Source organism: Mesorhizobium sp. 113-3-3, assembly GCF_016756495.1.
Taxonomy (GTDB): domain Bacteria; phylum Pseudomonadota; class Alphaproteobacteria; order Rhizobiales; family Rhizobiaceae; genus Mesorhizobium.
On the sequence record NZ_AP023243.1, the window covers coordinates 4,198,709 to 4,215,326 of the forward strand.

Here is a 16,618-nt window from a genome sequence, read left to right on the forward strand (position 1 = left end):
TTTTCCGGCTGGCCTGGATTTTCCGGGCGGCCGGCCGGAATGCCGCGAGGTCAGTGCCTTGACTGGCGTTTCGGCTCGTAGCGCCCATCCGGCCTCTTGTCGAACATCTCCTTGATCTGCGGGTGGCGGACCGGTTCGCCCGACCGATCCTCGAGCAGATTCTGCTCCGACACATAGGCGATGTATTCGGTTTCCGAATTCTCGGCGAGCAGATGGTAGAACGGCTGATCCTTGCGCGGCCGCACATCGGCGGGAATGGCTTCATACCATTCGTCGGTGTTGGCAAACTGCGGGTCGACGTCGAAAATGATGCCTCGAAACGGAAACAGCCGGTGGCGAACCACCTGTCCGATCGCAAATTTGGCTGTTTTCATCGTACTCACCACTGAATTCCTTGACTTTATTTGGCGCAGACTCCGAGTCAATTCAATCCCGAAGCGTCTGAGCGCCTTGAAGCTACGCAGAATGCCGCGCAAAGGTTTTGATTGACGTCGCGATGCCGCGATAAAATCCGCAAAATCGCTACTGCTGCCGCATGGGTTTTCGCAGGCCGCCCGCGAGTGCCGCAAAACCACTGCCGGGACGAAGCCCTTCGCGCATGAAGAAGGCGCGCAGCGGTGCAAAGACGCCGAGCACGCCGAGACCGGCGCCGCGTGCCATCTGCGCCGGCAGCATGTCGGAGAGCAGCGACATGTTGAGGAGGTTCACCGCGCTGCTGCGCGCCAGAATATCGGGCCGGCGCTTGAAATCGTAGGCGGCAAGGGCCTTGGCCGCGCCTGGATCTTCGCGATTTTCATTTGCGATTCCAACCAGATCGTCGATATCCCTGATGCCAAGGTTGAGGCCTTGCGCACCGATCGGCGGGAACACATGCGCGGCTTCCCCGACAAGCGCCACCCGGTCTCGCGCGAAACGCAGGGGCGTTACGGTCGAAAGCGGATAGATCTGGCGGCCCGGCTCCACCGTCACCCGACCCAGCATCGACTGCATCTGCTGCTCGACCCGCAGCGAGAGCGTTGCGTCATCCAGTGCCGCAAGTTCCTTGGCAGTCTCGGGCTTAACCACCCAGACGAGGCTTGAGCGATTGCCGGGCAACGGAACCTGCGTGAACGGACCGGTTTCCGTGTGGAACTCGGTCGAGGTGAAGGCATGTTCACGGCTATGGCCGAAATTGAGCACAAGCGCGGCCTGGGGATAGGCGTGTGAACCGGTCGAAATGCCCGCAGCCTCGCGCGCGGGCGACTGGCGTCCATCGGCGGCGACCGCCAGTGACACGCCGACCTCGCTGCCGTCGGCGAGGACGGCATGAGCCCGATCGGCATCGAGATGCCAGGTCCTCACCATCGACCTGCGCCATTCGATCCCGGAATGGGCGGCCACCTTGGCGGCAAGCGCGGGTCCAAGGACGCTGTTGGGCAGGTTCAGCCCGAACTGGTCCTCGTCGATCTCGCTGGCGCGGAAGGTGACGACGGGGCTGCGGATCAGCCGGCTCGTCGCGTCGACGATGCGCATGACTTTCAAGGGAGCGGCCTTGGGCCTGATGACTTCGAGAACCTCGAGCCGCTCAAGCACTTTCAGTGCAGGGTTCATCAGCGCCGTGGTGCGGCCATCTGGGGCCGATGCCTCAGGTCCGACCAGCGTCACCGGGAAGCCGGCATCGGCGAAAGCCAGCGCCGCGATCAGCCCTGCCGGCCCGGTGCCGGCAATCAGTATCGGCGCTGTTTCCTGATGCTCCAAGGTCGGGTTCCGGCTTGCGATGCGGGGCGGGCCACCAGGCCGGCCAGTCGATAAGCATATAGGTCAGTTCATGCGACTTGATCAACGCGGCGATTCGGCCCATTCGGGTATCATGACCGGCCACCAGGACGATTTCAGCCATCTCGACCGCGCCGGCCGCGCCACGGCTGACATCACGCGCAACCCACGTTTGACGGTCAATATCGTCGTCGGCGTAAGCATTCTGCTCGCCTGGCTGTTGTTGGCCACGATGGCGATTCGTGGCGCCGAGGCCGGGGGCAGCATGCCCGGCGACACTTTTCTGCGCGATCTGCCGCAGTTGCCGCTGCCCGATTTCCTGGAACGGTTCTTCGTGCTCTGCCTGTCGCCGGCGACGCTGGATGCCAGCGTCGTCCCGCGTGCCCTGGCGCTGATCCTGATGTGGTTCCTGATGGCGATCGCCGCAATGCTGCCATCCGCGGCACCGATGATCCGCACCTATTGCGAGATCGCCGATACGGCCCGGATCAAGGGCGAGCCGGTCGTCCATCCGCTGATGCTCGTTGCCGGCTATCTCGGCGTTTGGCTCGCCGCCTCGATGCTGTTTTCGGCACTAACGCTCTTCGTGCACGCATTCGCCGCGTCGGGTGAAATCTACGATCCGCTGCTTGGCATTGCCGGCGCGCTCGCACTGCTGGTCGCTGGCCTTTATCAGTTCAGCGGCCTCAAGGAAGCTTGCCTGACGAAATGCCGCAATCCGTTCTCGATCCTGTTTTCGAACTGGAGCACCAGACCGATCCGCGTCTTCCGGCTTGGCGCCGCGCAAGGCATCTGGTGCCTCGGCTGCTGCTGGGCGCTGATGCTGGTTATGTTCGCCGTCGGTGTGATGAACATCTTCTGGATGGCGCTGATCGGCCTGTTCACCCTGATCGAAAAACAGACCACGGGACGTCTTCCAACCCGGCTGGCCGGTGCGATACTGCTTGTCTGGGCAGCCGCGCTGCTAGTAATCTCGCTGTGAGTGGGGGAACTTCAATGACAGATCAGGGCTGGGCGATGAAAGGAGAGCTCGTACTCTCCTGCAATTGCACGGTTTTTTGCCCCTGCGTGCTGTCGCTTGGCAGTCACCCTCCGACCGAGGGCTATTGCCAGACCTGGGCGGGCTTCCGTATCGATGCCGGCCATTTCGGCGAAGTTGACCTGTCCGGCCTCAACCTTGGGCTGATCATGGAAATCCCCGGCTACATGAGCCGCGGCAACTGGACCGCCGGCCTCTTCATCGACAAACGCGCCTCGATCTACGCGGTCAAGGCCTTGACGAAGATCTTCACCGGCAAGGCCGGCGGAACCACATCGCTGCTGTCGATCCTGGTCGGAAAATTCCTGGGTGTCGAACAGGTGCCGATCACCTATGAGACACGGGACAAGACGCGTATCTTCCAGATACCGAAGATCATCGATGGCGCCGTCACCCCAATCGCGGGCAAGGATCGCGAGAAGGATACGGTGATCACCAATTCGGAATACTGGATTGCGCCGGAGATCATCGTGGCGAGGTCCGACAAGAGCAAGATGCGAGCCTTTGGCCGCAACTGGAATTTTGCCGGCCGCTCGGCCGAAATCTGCAAGCTGGATTGGCGGGGCCCGTGAGCAAGAACACATCGGCCAGGAACATGGCGGCACGGAAAGCCGCCAAGAAAATCACGGACCGGATTCCGCGACCGAAGAAGAAGGTCACCTGGCCGCAGGCGAGGGCGTTCTCGGTCCATCTGCTGACGGCGTCAGGCTCGTTCCTTGCCTTCCTGTCGCTGGTGGCGGCGAGTGAGGAACGCTGGACGGCGATGTTCTGGTGGCTCGGCCTGGCGCTGTTCGTCGACGGCATCGACGGACCCATCGCCAGGAAGCTCGAGGTCAAGGAAATCCTGCCGACCTGGTCGGGCGAACTGCTCGACAACATCATCGACTACGTGACCTATGTGCTGATCCCGGCCTTCGCGCTCTACCAGCGCGGCTTCATGGGCGAGGGCCTGTCGTTCCTGTCGGCGGCGATCATCGTCGTCTCCAGCGCGATCTATTATGCCGACACCGGCATGAAAACGAAGGAGAATTTCTTCAAGGGATTCCCTGTTGTCTGGAACATGGTGGTGTTCACGCTGTTCGTCATCGAACCGGGACAATGGGTGTCGTTCGCGGTGGTGGTGGTGGCCGGCATTCTGACGTTCGTCCCGATCAATTTCATTCATCCGGTGCGGGTCGTGCGGCTGCGGCCCATCAATCTCACAATGACCCTTCTGTGGTGCGCCTTCGGTGCGCTTGCCCTTGCCCAGGCGGCGCTCGCCGCCTTCTACGACCAGATCGGCGTCCTGGGCGAACAGGTCAGCACTTTCATCAAGATCGGCATCACCATTACCGGGCTCTACCTGGCCTGCATCGGTGGCATCATGCAGTTCTTTCCAAATCTCGGCGCCAAAAAGGCCTGATCAGCCGCTCCCAGAGGAATCCCAATCCATGTCCAAAGCCATCCGCATCCACGCCCATGGCGGCCCGGAAGTTCTGACCTATGAGGACACCGAACCCGGCCGGCCTGGTTCCGGACAGATCCTGGTCCGGCATACGGCCATCGGCCTCAACTTCATCGATGTCTATCATCGCTCCGGTCTCTATCCGCCGCCCGGCGGTTTTCCGCTCATTCCCGGCAGCGAAGCCGCCGGCGTCGTGCTGGAAGTCGGTGAGGGCGTCGACTGGCTGAAGCCGGGTGATCGGATCGCCTATTCGACTGGTGTCGGTGCCTATGCCGAGCAACGCGTCATCGCCGCCAGCCTCGTGGTCAAGATTCCAGAGGGCATCAGCGACGAGCAGGCGGCCGCGATGATGCTGAAAGGCATGACATCAGAATATTTGCTGCGCCGGACCTTCAAGGTGAAGGCGGGCGACACGATCCTGTTCCATGCGGCGGCCGGCGGCGTCGGGCTCATTCTGGGCCAGTGGGCGAAGCATCTGGGCGCAACCGTCATCGGCACGGCAAGCTCGACCGACAAGATCGAGCTCGCCAAGGCGCATGGTTTCGACCATGTCATCAATTACAGGGAGCAGGACTTCGTCGCCGGCGTCACGGCCATCACCGGCGGCAAGAAATGCGACGTCGTTTACGATTCGGTGGGCAATGACACGTTCCCGGCCTCGCTCGACTGCCTGAAGCCGCTCGGCATGTTCGTCAGTTTCGGTCAGTCATCGGGACCGATCCCGCCCTTCTCGATGTCGTTGCTGGCGCAGAAAGGCTCGCTGTTCGTCACCAGGCCGACGCTGTTCGTCTACAACGCAAAACGCGAGGACCTCGATGCCTCCGCGGCCGCGCTGTTCGAGGTGGTGCTGAGCGGCGCCGTCAAGATCCAGATCAACCAGCGCTATGCGCTGAAGGATGCGGGCAAGGCGCATGCCGACCTTGAGGGTCGCAGGACCACGGGGACGACCATTCTCATCCCTTAGTCCCGCCAGGCTTGCTATCCCTTGAATTTCCGCTGAAATTCTTGAAGCTCTTTCAAGACGCGTGCCGCTTTCCGTTGAGAGCCGGCGGCGCCTACCATGCTTGCGGGAACACAGAACATATCTGGTGAACCAGATGGGAGGCACTGTGAGTGCAAATCATGATGGGGCGAACCTGCTCGAGGTTCGCGGCCTGACCAAGATATTCGGCACGTTGACGGCGTGCGACCATATCGACCTCAACATCGCCAAAGGTGAAATCCACGCGCTGCTCGGCGAGAACGGCGCCGGCAAGTCGACGCTGGTCAAGATGCTGTTCGGCTCGCTGGAGCCCAATTCCGGCGAGATTTTCTGGAACGGCCAGGCGGTGCGGATCACCAGCCCGGGCGCTGCCAAGAAACTCGGCATCGGCATGGTGTTCCAGCATTTTTCACTGTTCGAGGCGCTGACCGCGGCCGAGAACATCGCGCTTTCCCTGGACGACGGCTCGCCGATCAGCAGCATCGCCGCGAAGGCGAGGGCGCTTTCCTACAGCTATGGCCTGCCGCTCGATCCGGACTCGCTTGTCGGCGATCTATCGGTCGGCGAACGCCAGCGCATCGAGATCATCCGCTGCCTGCTGCAGACGCCGCAACTCATCATCCTTGACGAGCCGACCTCGGTGCTGACGCCGCAGGAAGCCGACAAGCTGTTCGAGACGCTGGAGCGGCTGCGCTCGGAAGGCAAATCGATCCTCTACATTTCGCACCGGCTGGAAGAGGTCAAACGCATCTGCGACCGTGCCACCGTGTTGCGGCATGGCAAGGTGGTCGGTCACTGCAACCCGCGCGAGGAGACCGCCTCCTCGCTCGCCCGCATGATGGTCGGCAACGAGGTTCAGGCCGTGGTGCGGGCGCCGGTGGCGGGGATCGAAACCGCACAGCCGCTGCTCGAAATCCGAGGTCTCACCCGCAAACCGGCGACGCCGTTCTCCATTCCGCTCAAGAACATCAGCCTCAATGTCCGCGCCGGCGAGGTGATCGGCATTGCCGGTGTCGCCGGCAACGGCCAGGGCGAATTCTTCGAATCCGTCTCCGGCGAAGTGTTGCAACAGGATGCCGCCTCGGTGCGCATCCGCGGCAAGGATGCCGGCGGCCTCACCATCACCGGACGGCGCCTGCTGGGCGCCGCCTTCGTGCCGGAAGAGCGCCTCGGCCATGGTGCCGCACCGCGCATGAAACTCTCGGAAAACCTGCTTCTGTCGCGCCATGCCACCGACGGCAAGGCTTTTGTCGGCGCCGGCGGGATGGTCAAGAGCGGCGCCATCTACGCTGCCTCCCAACGTATCATCGAGGCGATGGACGTGCGCAAGAGCGCGCCGGATCCGGAAGCGGCGGCACTGTCCGGCGGAAACCTGCAGAAATTCATCGTCGGCCGCGAACTCGACCGGCGGCCAAGCGTCATGGTGGTGAACCAGCCGACCTGGGGCGTCGACGCCGGCGCCGCCGCCCATATCCGGCAGGCGCTGATCGAGCTGTCGCGCAGCGGATCGGCGGTGCTGGTGATCAGCCAGGATCTCGACGAGCTGTTCGAAATATCGGACGCGATCGCGGTCATGCACAATGGCGAACTGTCCAAGCCGATGCCGATCGCCGAAGCGACCTTCGAGAAGGTCGGCCTGCTGATGGGCGGCGCCGAACCCGGCCACGCCGAACACACGCTGGAGACGGCATGATGCGCCTCGAACTCGTCAAACGCCCGCAGCGCTCCGCGCTGTTTTCGGCCCTGTCGCCGTTCATCGCCTTCGCGCTGACGATCATCGCCGGGGCCATCATGTTCGCGCTGCTCGGGGTCAACCCGTTGACCGCGTTCCGGATCTATTTCGTCGAACCGGTCAGCCAGGTCTGGCAGCTGCATGAGCTGGCGATCAAGGCGGCGCCGCTGATCCTGATCGCGGTCGGCCTGTCGGTCTGCTACAAGGCCAACATCTGGAACATCGGCGCCGAGGGCCAGTTCGTCTTCGGCGCCATCTTCGGCTCCGCCATTCCGGTGCTGTTTCCGCAGTTCGAAGGGCCGCTGGTGCTGCCGCTGATGCTTTTGCTCGGCATGGTCGGCGGCGCGGCCTATGCGGCGATCCCCGCGTTTCTGAAGACCCGTTTCAACACCAACGAGATCCTGACCAGCCTCATGCTGGTCTATGTGGCCCAGCTCTTCCTCGACTGGCTGGTGCGCGGCCCCTGGCGCGATCCGCAGGGCCATGGTTTCCCACAGACGATCCAGTTCGGCGACTCCGCCGTGCTGCCTGAGTTGATGCCGGATGCCGGACGCGCCAACTGGGGCTTTGTCTTTGCGCTGGTTGCCGCGGTGCTAATCTCGATCCTGATGGGCAGCATGCTCAAGGGCTTCGAGGTGCGCGTGCTGGGCTCCAGCCCGCGGGCAGGGCGCTTCGCCGGCTTCGGCCTCAACCGAATGGTGTTCTTCGCCTTCCTGCTGTCGGGTGCGCTGGCCGGCCTTGCCGGCATTTCGGAAGTCTCCGGCGCCATCGGGCAATTGCAGCCGGTGATCTCGCCCGGTTACGGCTTCACCGCCATCATCGTGGCGTTCCTCGGCCGCCTCAATCCGCTCGGCATCATCGCCGCCGGCCTCGTACTGGCGTTGACCTATCTCGGCGGTGAGGCGGTGCAAAGCGCGCTCGGCATTTCCGACAAGGTGGCGCGGGTGTTCCAGGGCATGCTTTTGTTCTTCGTGCTCGGCTGCGACACGCTCATCCACTACCGCATCCGCCTGATCGGCCTGGCGCTGACGAAACAAGAAGGCGCGGCAAAGCTCGAAGCCGCGCCGAAGTTGAAGGAAGCCCGCTGATGGACATCACCGTCAACATCCTCCTGACCATCGCAACCGCCGCCACGCCGCTGTTGATCGCGGCGATCGGCGAACTGGTGGTCGAGCGCTCCGGCGTGCTCAATCTCGGTGTCGAAGGCATGATGATAATGGGCGCGGTCGGCGGCTTCGGGGCCGGCTATCTGACCGGCTCGCCCTGGATCGGCCTTTTGGCGGCGATCGCCATGGGGGCGGTGTTCTCACTGCTGTTTGCCGTCATGACGCTGTCGCTGGCCACCAACCAGGTGGCGACCGGCCTGTCGCTGACGCTGCTCGGCCTCGGCCTCTCCGGCATGATCGGCACCAGCTTCGTCGGCCAGCCCGGTGTCAGGCTGCCCAATCTCGACATTCCCGGCCTGAGCTCCATCCCGGTCGTGGGCAAGCTGCTGTTCGGCCAGGATCCGGTGTTCTACATCTCGATCGCGCTGACCGCCGCCGTCATGTGGTTCCTGTTCAAGACGCGCACCGGCCTCACGCTGCGCTCGATCGGCGACAGCCACACCTCGGCGCATGCGCTCGGCATCAAGGTCATCCGCTACCGCTATCTGGCGGTGATCTTCGGCGGCGCCTGCGCCGGTCTGGCCGGCGGCCATCTGTCGCTGGTCTACACGCCGCAATGGGTCGAGAACATGACCGCGGGCCGCGGCTGGATCGCGCTGGCGCTCGTGGTGTTCGCGTCGTGGCGGCCGTGGCGGGTGCTGGCTGGCGCCTACATCTTCGGCGCGGTGTGGATAGGCCAGCTTCATGCACAGGCTTTTGGCATTCCGGTGCCCTCGCAGATGCTTTCTTCTCTGCCCTATCTGGCAACCGTCGTGGTTCTCGTTCTAATCTCGCGCAACAAGCGTCTGACGATGATGAACACGCCGGCATCCCTGGGGCAGCCATTCGTTCCGGATCGTTGACAAAAACAAAAAGACGGGAAGCTCCAAGGCTTAACACAGAGAGGTAACACGATGAAAAAACTGCTTATTGCCCTGATGACGACGACAGCGGCATTGTCGCTGGCCGCGTCCGCGGAGGCTGCCGACAAGTTGAAGGCCTGCTGGGTCTATACCGGCCCGATCGGCGATTTCGGCTATTCCTACCAGCACGACCAGGGCCGGCTCGAGGTTGAGAAGGCGCTCGGCGACAAGGTCGAGACTGCCTATCTGGAGAATGTCTCCGAGGGTCCCGACGCCGACCGTGCTTTCGAGCGCCTGGCGCGCGAAGGCTGCAAGCTCATCTTCGGCACCTCGTTCGGCTTCATGGATGCCGAAGTGAAGGTCGCCAAGAAGTTTCCGAAAGTGATGTTCGAGCACGCCACCGGCTACAAGACCGGTGACAATCTCGGCATCTACAATGCCCGCTTCTATGAAGGCCGTTACGTGCTCGGCCAGATCGCCGCCAAGGAATCGAAATCCGGCGTCGCCGGCTACATCGTCTCTTTCCCGATTCCCGAAGTGGTGATGGGCATCAACTCCTTCATGCTCGGCGCGCAGTCGATCAACCCGAACTTCAAGGCCAAGATCGTCTGGGTCAATTCGTGGTTCGATCCGGGCAAGGAAGCCGACGCCGCCAAGGCGCTGTTCGACCAGGGCGCCGACATCATCGTCCAGCACACCGATTCGACCGCCGCGCTGCAGGTGGCCGAGGAGCGCAAGTTGCACGGCTTCGGCCAGTCGTCCGACATGATCAAGTTCGCGCCGAATGCGCAGCTGACCTCGTTGACCGACGAATGGGGGCCCTACTACATCAGCCGCGTGCAGGCAGCCATCGACGGCACCTGGAAGCCGGACAATGTCTGGCTCGGCATCAAGGACGGCGCGGTCAAGCTCGCGCCCTACACCAACATGCCCGACGACGTGAAGGCGATGGCCGAGGCGACCGAGAAGAAGATCGCCGGCGGCTGGAACCCCTTCACCGGACCGATCGCCAAGCAGGACGGGTCGGCGTGGCTGAAGGACGGTGAAGTGGCCGACGACGGCACGCTGCTCGGCATGAACTTCTACGTGAAGGGCGTCGACGACAAGCTGCCGCAGTAAACTGCGCACCCGAATAGGAAAGGGCGCCGCGAGGCGCCCTTTCCATTTGTCTGGAGAAACCGACTGAAGGCTCAGACAGCCGAACCGTAGAGGTCATAGGCGTCGGCACGGTCGATCTTGACGGTGACGATGTCGCCTTGGCGCAGCGGACGGCGCGACTGGATGTGGACCGAGCCGTCGATCTCCGGCGCATCATATTTGGTGCGGCCCTTTGCCGAGGTGCCGTGCGCCTCGTCGATCAGCACCGGCAGGCGCTTACCGACTTTCTTTGCGAGCTGCGTCGCCGAAATCTTCTGCTGGCGCTGCATGAAGCGGTGCCAGCGTGCTTCCTTGATGTCCTGCGGCACCTGCTCGAGGCCGAGATCGTTGGAACGGGCGCCCTTGACCGGTTCGTATTTGAAGCAGCCGGCGCGATCGATCTTGGCCTCGTCCAGCCAGTCGAGCAGCATCTCGAAATCCTCGTCCGTCTCGCCAGGGAAGCCGACGATGAAGGTCGAGCGGATGGCAAGGTCAGGGCACACGTCGCGCCAGCCGCGAATGCGCTCCAGTGTCTTTTCGCCATGCGCCGGCCGGCGCATGTTCTTCAGCACCTGTGGCGAAGCATGCTGGAACGGGATGTCGAGATAGGGGAGGATTTTTCCTTCGGCCATCAGCGGGATGACATCGGCGACATGCGGGTAGGGGTAAACATAGTGCATACGCACCCAGATGCCGAGCTTGCCCAGTTCCTCCGACAGATCGAGGAATTTCGCACGCACTTCACGGTCGCCGAACATCGACGTCTGGTACTTGATGTCGATGCCGTAGGCGCTCGTGTCCTGCGAGATGACGAGCAGTTCCTTGACGCCGGCCTTGGCCAGTTTTTCGGCCTCGCGCAGCACATCTGCCGCCGGGCGCGAAACGAGGTCGCCACGCAGTGCGGGGATGATGCAGAAGGTGCAGCGGTTGTTGCAGCCTTCCGAGATCTTGAGATAGGCATAGTGGCGCGGTGTCAGCTTGACACCCTGCGGCGGCAGCAGGTCGATATAGGGATCGTGCGAGGGAGGGGCTGCCTCATGCACGGCTGCCATGACGCTCTCATAGGCCTGCGGCCCGGTGATCGCCAGCACGTTGGGGTGCTTCTCGCGGATGACGTCCGGCTCGGCGCCGAGGCAGCCGGTGACGATGACCCTGCCGTTTTCCGAGAGCGCCGAACCGATGGCGTTCAGCGACTCGTCGCGGGCGGAATCCAGGAAACCGCAGGTGTTGACCACGACGAGATCGGCGCCGTCATGCTTGCGGGCGATCTCATAGCCTTCGGCGCGCAGGCGCGTGATGATGCGCTCTGAATCCACGAGCGCCTTCGGGCATCCAAGGCTGACGAAACTGACGCGAGGGGCGGACATAGGCAAGTTTCCAATGGGGGCACGGGCCGAAACGCTGGTCCGGCCTCAAATCGCTGTAAATGTCGGTCTGTGGCGCATGGCAGGAGCCAATACGCGCGGCGCAATAGCACGGGTTGGCCAATCAAGCAAACCGGCGGACAGGCTGGTCCACGCCATCAGGGGGCTTAGTGGCCTCCGGATCCGAACCAGGGCGCCAGGAAAGCGAAGTGCTCGGGGAATTGCTGCACGGCCCCGTCAAGCAGCATCTTGACCGCGACATAGAGGATGATTGCCAGGCCGATATAGGCAATCCAGCGGTATTTGTGCAGCAGGCGCGCGACGAACGACGCGGCAAAGCCCATCAAGGCGATCGACAGGGCCAGTCCGATGATCAGCACCGTCGGATGGTTCATGGCCGCGCCGGCCACGGCCAGGACATTGTCAAGCGACATCGACACGTCGGCAATGACGATCTGCCAGGCGGCCTGGGAGAAGGTCTTGCCGGATCCCTTGCCGCCAATGACCCCGTCCTTGTCGAAATCGCCATTCGACAGCGCTTCGGTCGCGTTGCGCTCGTCATCGTGGCTGACGCGCAATTCGCGCCACATCTTCCAGCACACCCACAGCAAAAGCAGGCCGCCGGCGATCAGCAGCATTGGGCCGATGGTCAGCAGCCATTGCGTGATCAGGGCGAAGAAAATGCGCAGCACGGTGGCCGCCGCGATGCCGACGAGGATGGCACGCTTGCGCTGGGCGGCCGGCAGGCCGGCCGCGGCGAGGCCGATGACGATGGCATTGTCGCCCGCGAGCGCAAGGTCGATGGCGATGACCTGGAGAAGAGCCGATAAGCCCGCGGCGGTAAATATTTCCATCGACCTGGAAGCCCTTCGCCGAGTGTTCGTTGTCGAATGTCCAGACGGGCCTAAAGGCATGGTCCGCTGGCGTCAAGACGCAGCGACAGACAACACTGGAAAACCACTTTCGTGGCAGGGGTATAACAGGGGATTCTCAGCCGCGGCCGGCTCGTGGGCCGAAGCCAAACCAAGTCCGCGAAAAACTAATCGTAGAGATTGTACTTCGCCCAGTCGGCTTCCGGAATTTCGTCGCCGATCCGGTAGCGCAGCTGCAGGACGTCCATATGGTCCGGCCCGGTCTGGCACTTGAATTTCAGCCGATACCACTGTCCCTTGCTGCGGAACGCCGCACCCGGACTCCTGATCGCATCAGCGCTCATCTCGGGCGTCGCGAAGGCGTAGGCGACGACCCGGTCGGCCTTGAACTTGCGGTCATCGTGCGTGATCCTGTCCAGGACTTCGGCATCGCAGCGCTGTTCGAGGCGTGTCTGCGGATCAAGTTTCATCAGCCCGGCACGCAAAGCATTGTCCATTGCGCTGGCCGGGAAAGCCAGCGTCAGCGACGCAATGGCCATCATGCATAGTGTCTTCATGGGCGGGACAAGCAGCATGTTTTGTCTGAAAAATCAACCAAGAGGGCCGCTTCATGCTCGGCAAGCCCCGGCATTCAGGGGGTCGACGCAATCAAAATCTCGTGTCGGACATCATCGAGCGGGGTCTGCGGCCAACGGATCAGCGAGGCGCGGCCGGCATCGGTGAGATCGTAGAGGCCGCGGTCGACGCGCGCAAACCAGCCATAGACATTGTGCTGCAGGATCTTCGGCGCGATCGGCGTCAAGGCCTTGAGATCGCGCGGCCGTTTGGGGCCGTCGATAAGCGCGGCGGCGCAGGTGAGAGCGCTCTGGCGGTAGGCGGTCATGATCGGATTGCGCGACCCTCCACCGGCGACGGGATCGCCGCGGCGGCGCTGATGCTCGTCGACAAGGCGGGATCGCCGCCGTGCGTTCCTGCGCGGCTCGGGCGCGGCGGGACTGACAAGCACCTCGACCTTGTCATTGGCTGTCACGCCAAGCACGCCGAAACCAAGGCGGCGGCAGAGATTGCGGAACCGGGCATCGCTTTCACGCCCCTTGCCCCGCGCCGACATGCGCGCCGCCAGCCAGACTTCGTCGCAAGCCGCCGCACGGTCGACGCATTGCAGCACGAGTTCCAGATTGAACTGCAACTTCAATTCGCAGATGACGACCACCGGCGGCTCGCCGTCGCGCAGCGCGACGATGTCGCAGCCGCCGATTTCGCCCTTCACGACGAAGTCTAGACTTTCGAGGAACCGCTTCACCGGCGCGTAGAGTGAGGTCTCGTTCATGCCTTGAGGCTTAGCCGATTCGACGCAAAAAAGCCTTCCAGCTTCGGCGCGGGGCACCCAAAGGTCTCAAGAATGGAATTTTTCGAGGAAGGCCAGCAGCACGGTGTTGAACCGCCCGGGCCGCTGCAGCGGCGCGAAATGGCTGACGCCGGGCAGGATGACCAATTCCGATGCCGGGATGCTGCTTGCGAGATAACTCGCGTGCTCGTGTCTGATGAACTCGTCATGCTCGCTTTGAACGATTGCCACGGGCACGCGCGTGCCTGCCAGGTCGGCGGCGGTGTAGTTGGGTTCGGTTTTCATCATCAGGCCGACGGCTTTGACGAATGCGTCGAACTGATCCGGCGTCGCCGACAATGCGGCATAGTCCCTGGCGTGCCGGGCAAAACAGCGATCGATGACGGGACTGGGCTCGAATTCCCTGGTGCCGCTCGGGTCCATGTTGCAGCCGAAGAAGAACACGCCGGTGACGCGGTCGGCGGCTTTCATGCCAAGGATCAAGGCAACGCAGGCGCCGTCGCTCCAACCCACCATAGCCGCCTGCTTCAGGTGCAGCGTGTCCATCACGGCCAGGACATCGGAAGCCATCAGCTCGTATTTGTACGGCCGTTCGTCGCGGCTGCTGCGCCCGTGGCCGCGGCTGTCGATCACCACGACCCTATAGCCGGCCTTGGCCAGCGCGGGGACCTGAAATCCCCAATTGCCGCTGTGGCCAAGGCCGCCATGCAGCAAGATCACGGGAAGGCCGGCGCCAAAGCTGGCGTACCAGATTCTTGCGCCTTCATGCTCCACATGGCCTTCGTCCCTTGCGGCCGGCAGGGGTGTCGCGCCATGCGCTTCGAATTTCGCTAGGTCGTCGTCGTGATGGTCCATGCCGGGAAAGCCTCGAGGCGAACGCGCAGGACCTGCAATTATTGCCGGCATCAGCCGAAACCAAGCCGCGACGGAACGTCTGCTGCCACTTGGCGACACCACCAATCCGAGCGGCAAAAATCCTGCGCCGCCGGTGCCGGCCGTCAGGCTTTGGTGCTCGGCACCGGACGGTTCGATCGTTTCTCGTCCGGCATGAGCGGATAGTTGACTTGCCCGAAATAGCTGGCGGGGATCGGATCATCGACGCCGTATTTTTCCGGCACCTTGTCGCCGGTGGCATTGTAAGTGCCGAAGACCATGTCGAGGACAGGCAATTGCCCGGCGAAGTTCTTGTCGTATGCCTCGCGCTGGTTGGCGTGGTGCCAGCGATGGAACTGCGGGCTGGCGATCAGCCACTTCAAGGGGCCGAACGGAATCCGCAGGTTCGAATGAACAAGCAGCGTGTGCCAGAAGTAGATGACCGAAAAGACGGCGATCGAGGCTTCGGAGAAGCCGAGAAAAAAGATCGGCGTCAGCGACAATGCCTTGGTCAGGATGGCGTCGAAGGGGTGGGAGTGGAAAGCGCCGAGCCAGTCCAGTTCCTCGATGCCGTGGTGCACCGCGTGGAATTTCCAAAGCGCGGGGATTTCGTGGAAGGCCCGGTGTGCCCAGTAGACGCCGATGTCGGTGATCAGGATGATTTCGGGAACCTGCAGCCAGACGGGCTGGCCGCCGACGGCCTGCGAAATTGATTGCGGAACGAGGATTGCGGCGGCTTCGAGTGTGTTGGCCGCGATCACAACGATGACCGCTTTTATGATGAGGCCATTGAACAGCACATAGATCAGGTCGACACCCAGGCCCTTGCGTAGGGCCTTCTGGGGCCGCTCGGCGAACAGATGTTCGAACGGAATGAAGATCAACGCGCAGATCAACAGCCCCTTTATGCCAAATAAATCCATTCGCCCGCCTCTGTCGCCCGCCTTTGGCCAGCACCACTCACGTCCCAGCTTCCGGACAGAACCACATTTCTCCTTTCCAAAGGCTTGATGCCGGCGTCCGAGCCGCACGCATGGCCGGGCGATGGGATCGTGGCGCTTGTCACAGTGTCACACCGGCGTCGCAACCGGGCGATATGTGGGCAAGGCGCGGTCGACAAACGCAGCGCGTGCCGCGCGTCCTCCCAGGACTAACCCCTCCGGTACCCTGCCGGTGGGGTTTTCTATTTCCATCTTGGCAGTCGCGAAATGTCCTTGCCACCGCGGCCTAGGGTCAGCACAGGACACCCCGCCATGGACGTTATGGCCGAGAGCTTGACCAACCGGACTTCCGTCCTTGAGGTGACCTGCCACCATAAAGGTGGCAGGTTCCGACCTGGACTATTTCACTGGAATCATCAGGTGCGCATAGGGCGTGTCGGGGAACATGACATATGGCTGTGTCTGATCCGGCTCGTGGGGATACAACGCCATTATGGTCGGGGCGTTCATGACCATTACGTGTGGGCCATCGTGTACCCATTTGCCGTCTGCGGGCGGCCTTGGGGCATAGGGATCGGCATTGCTCGCCGCATCGCCCCCCTTCAGCATGTAGGCGAAAGCGACCTTGCCTTCGGGCGGCGCGCTCTTGGACATGATCGCGTGCATCCACGCCATCCCGTTCTCATCTGTGCACATGGGATCGTCTGTGGGAGTGCCAGGGTCGTCAGGGATGCAAGTGAAGCCGTTCGTGCCTTTTCTGAGCGTCTTCATCTCCCAGTTCACGACAGCGGCGTTTTTGCCGACTGCCTCAGGTGCTGCCGAAATCGCATTCTCAATCAGTTGCTCATCGGTTTTGTCGGCTGCCACAGCGGCAGATACCCAAGCGACGGCAATAGATGCCAAAAACACACGGCTTGAATGGATGCGCATTGCTTACTCCCCTCGCGAGCGTCAGGGTGATCTGCGCGTCACAACGGTCAGCTCCCGCTCTTTGGAGTTGGCTGCTGCCCCATGCCTAGTGCGCGCCATTGAAGACCCTACTCCTATTCATGCACGAAACCTAATATGGCGATGCGAACGCATTAGCGGGTAGCTAATAAGAGGAGATATTCTCCGCAATCGG

At 62.5% G+C, this 16,618-nt stretch carries 17 protein-coding genes; 8 read left to right on the forward strand and 9 right to left on the reverse strand.

Annotated features, from left to right (window positions below; translation table 11 throughout):
* Positions 1 to 50: 50 nt before the first annotated feature.
* Together hspQ and JG746_RS20440 are read right to left on the reverse strand one after the other, a co-directional pair.
* Positions 51 to 374: a heat shock protein HspQ gene (gene hspQ / locus JG746_RS20435; protein WP_019858091.1), complete on the reverse strand. Its 324-nt coding sequence runs from the start codon at positions 372 to 374 to the stop codon at positions 51 to 53.
* Positions 375 to 522: 148 nt separating this feature from the next.
* Complete coding sequence (locus JG746_RS20440; protein WP_202354429.1) at positions 523 to 1,737, reverse strand: UbiH/UbiF family hydroxylase; 1,215 nt, start codon at positions 1,735 to 1,737, stop codon at positions 523 to 525.
* A 70-nt stretch (positions 1,738 to 1,807) separates the two neighbouring features.
* Between JG746_RS20440 and JG746_RS20445 the strand changes: the two genes are divergently transcribed.
* The 8 genes from JG746_RS20445 to JG746_RS20480 all read left to right on the forward strand — a co-directional run bounded on the left by JG746_RS20445 (position 1,808) and on the right by JG746_RS20480 (position 10,079).
* On the forward strand, positions 1,808 to 2,737 hold the full coding sequence (locus JG746_RS20445) for a DUF2182 domain-containing protein (RefSeq protein WP_202354430.1): 930 nt from the start codon (positions 1,808 to 1,810) through the stop codon (positions 2,735 to 2,737).
* A gap of 14 nt (positions 2,738 to 2,751) precedes the next feature.
* Complete coding sequence (locus JG746_RS20450) at positions 2,752 to 3,366, forward strand: DUF1326 domain-containing protein (protein WP_095788751.1); 615 nt, start codon at positions 2,752 to 2,754, stop codon at positions 3,364 to 3,366.
* 23 nt (positions 3,367 to 3,389) lie between these two features.
* On the forward strand, positions 3,390 to 4,196 hold the full coding sequence (gene pcsA, locus JG746_RS20455) for a phosphatidylcholine synthase (protein ID WP_202359413.1): 807 nt from the start codon (positions 3,390 to 3,392) through the stop codon (positions 4,194 to 4,196).
* Between the two features lie 28 nt (positions 4,197 to 4,224).
* Entirely contained in the window at positions 4,225 to 5,202 is a 978-nt protein-coding gene (locus JG746_RS20460) for a quinone oxidoreductase family protein (RefSeq protein WP_202354431.1), read from the forward strand.
* Positions 5,203 to 5,335: 133 nt separating this feature from the next.
* The gene (locus tag JG746_RS20465) at positions 5,336 to 6,913 is read left to right on the forward strand and encodes an ABC transporter ATP-binding protein (protein ID WP_202359414.1); all 1,578 of its coding nucleotides are present in this window, start codon (positions 5,336 to 5,338) and stop codon (positions 6,911 to 6,913) included.
* The gene (locus tag JG746_RS20470) at positions 6,910 to 8,040 is read left to right on the forward strand and encodes an ABC transporter permease (protein ID WP_202354432.1); all 1,131 of its coding nucleotides are present in this window, start codon (positions 6,910 to 6,912) and stop codon (positions 8,038 to 8,040) included. The genes JG746_RS20465 and JG746_RS20470 overlap by 4 nt, the downstream gene beginning before the upstream one ends.
* The gene (locus tag JG746_RS20475; protein WP_202354433.1) at positions 8,040 to 8,960 is read left to right on the forward strand and encodes an ABC transporter permease; all 921 of its coding nucleotides are present in this window, start codon (positions 8,040 to 8,042) and stop codon (positions 8,958 to 8,960) included. Before JG746_RS20470 ends, JG746_RS20475 begins: the two co-directional genes overlap by 1 nt.
* 51 nt (positions 8,961 to 9,011) lie before the next feature.
* Positions 9,012 to 10,079 (forward strand): BMP family ABC transporter substrate-binding protein, encoded by a 1,068-nt coding sequence (locus JG746_RS20480; protein ID WP_069092151.1) that lies wholly within the window; start codon positions 9,012 to 9,014, stop codon positions 10,077 to 10,079.
* A 71-nt stretch (positions 10,080 to 10,150) separates the two neighbouring features.
* On the opposite strand, the gene rimO is transcribed toward JG746_RS20480, so the two are convergent.
* From rimO to JG746_RS20515, 7 genes are all read right to left on the reverse strand, one after another.
* Complete coding sequence (gene rimO / locus JG746_RS20485; protein ID WP_202354434.1) at positions 10,151 to 11,464, reverse strand: 30S ribosomal protein S12 methylthiotransferase RimO; 1,314 nt, start codon at positions 11,462 to 11,464, stop codon at positions 10,151 to 10,153.
* A gap of 164 nt (positions 11,465 to 11,628) precedes the next feature.
* Positions 11,629 to 12,315 (reverse strand): TerC family protein, encoded by a 687-nt coding sequence (locus tag JG746_RS20490; RefSeq protein ID WP_202354435.1) that lies wholly within the window; start codon positions 12,313 to 12,315, stop codon positions 11,629 to 11,631.
* A gap of 185 nt (positions 12,316 to 12,500) precedes the next feature.
* On the reverse strand, positions 12,501 to 12,908 hold the full coding sequence (locus JG746_RS20495) for a DUF930 domain-containing protein (RefSeq protein ID WP_010909428.1): 408 nt from the start codon (positions 12,906 to 12,908) through the stop codon (positions 12,501 to 12,503).
* 56 nt (positions 12,909 to 12,964) lie between these two features.
* Positions 12,965 to 13,663, reverse strand: a complete 699-nt coding sequence (locus JG746_RS20500; RefSeq protein WP_202354436.1) for a DUF2161 domain-containing phosphodiesterase — start codon at positions 13,661 to 13,663, stop codon at positions 12,965 to 12,967.
* Positions 13,664 to 13,729: 66 nt separating this feature from the next.
* Entirely contained in the window at positions 13,730 to 14,536 is an 807-nt protein-coding gene (locus JG746_RS20505) for an alpha/beta fold hydrolase (protein ID WP_202354437.1), read from the reverse strand.
* Positions 14,537 to 14,679: 143 nt separating this feature from the next.
* A complete protein-coding gene (locus tag JG746_RS20510) occupies positions 14,680 to 15,477 on the reverse strand; it encodes a sterol desaturase family protein (protein WP_202354438.1) in 798 nt (265 codons plus the stop codon).
* Between the two features lie 417 nt (positions 15,478 to 15,894).
* Positions 15,895 to 16,425 carry a hypothetical protein gene (locus JG746_RS20515; RefSeq protein WP_069092147.1) on the reverse strand — a complete coding sequence of 177 codons (531 nt, stop codon included), beginning with the start codon at positions 16,423 to 16,425 and terminating at the stop codon, positions 15,895 to 15,897.
* Between the last annotated feature and the right edge of the window lie 193 nt (positions 16,426 to 16,618).

Excerpts from the sequence above, each read along its gene's own strand:
- hspQ (WP_019858091.1), bottom strand. The coding sequence starts at position 374 with ATGAAAACAGCCAAATTTGCGATCGGACAGGTGGTTCGCCACCGGCTG.
- JG746_RS20445 (WP_202354430.1), top strand. The coding sequence starts at position 1,808 with ATGCGACTTGATCAACGCGGCGATTCGGCCCATTCGGGTATCATGACC.
- JG746_RS20450 (WP_095788751.1), top strand. The coding sequence starts at position 2,752 with ATGACAGATCAGGGCTGGGCGATGAAAGGAGAGCTCGTACTCTCCTGC.
- pcsA (WP_202359413.1), top strand. The coding sequence starts at position 3,390 with ATGGCGGCACGGAAAGCCGCCAAGAAAATCACGGACCGGATTCCGCGA.
- JG746_RS20460 (WP_202354431.1), top strand. The coding sequence starts at position 4,225 with ATGTCCAAAGCCATCCGCATCCACGCCCATGGCGGCCCGGAAGTTCTG.
- JG746_RS20465 (WP_202359414.1), top strand. The coding sequence starts at position 5,336 with ATGGGAGGCACTGTGAGTGCAAATCATGATGGGGCGAACCTGCTCGAG.
- JG746_RS20470 (WP_202354432.1), top strand. The coding sequence starts at position 6,910 with ATGATGCGCCTCGAACTCGTCAAACGCCCGCAGCGCTCCGCGCTGTTT.
- JG746_RS20475 (WP_202354433.1), top strand. The coding sequence starts at position 8,040 with ATGGACATCACCGTCAACATCCTCCTGACCATCGCAACCGCCGCCACG.
- JG746_RS20480 (WP_069092151.1), top strand. The coding sequence starts at position 9,012 with ATGAAAAAACTGCTTATTGCCCTGATGACGACGACAGCGGCATTGTCG.
- rimO (WP_202354434.1), bottom strand. The coding sequence starts at position 11,464 with ATGTCCGCCCCTCGCGTCAGTTTCGTCAGCCTTGGATGCCCGAAGGCG.
- JG746_RS20490 (WP_202354435.1), bottom strand. The coding sequence starts at position 12,315 with ATGGAAATATTTACCGCCGCGGGCTTATCGGCTCTTCTCCAGGTCATC.
- JG746_RS20495 (WP_010909428.1), bottom strand. The coding sequence starts at position 12,908 with ATGCTGCTTGTCCCGCCCATGAAGACACTATGCATGATGGCCATTGCG.
- JG746_RS20500 (WP_202354436.1), bottom strand. The coding sequence starts at position 13,663 with ATGAACGAGACCTCACTCTACGCGCCGGTGAAGCGGTTCCTCGAAAGT.
- JG746_RS20505 (WP_202354437.1), bottom strand. The coding sequence starts at position 14,536 with ATGGACCATCACGACGACGACCTAGCGAAATTCGAAGCGCATGGCGCG.
- JG746_RS20510 (WP_202354438.1), bottom strand. The coding sequence starts at position 15,477 with ATGGATTTATTTGGCATAAAGGGGCTGTTGATCTGCGCGTTGATCTTC.
- JG746_RS20515 (WP_069092147.1), bottom strand. The coding sequence starts at position 16,425 with ATGCGCATCCATTCAAGCCGTGTGTTTTTGGCATCTATTGCCGTCGCT.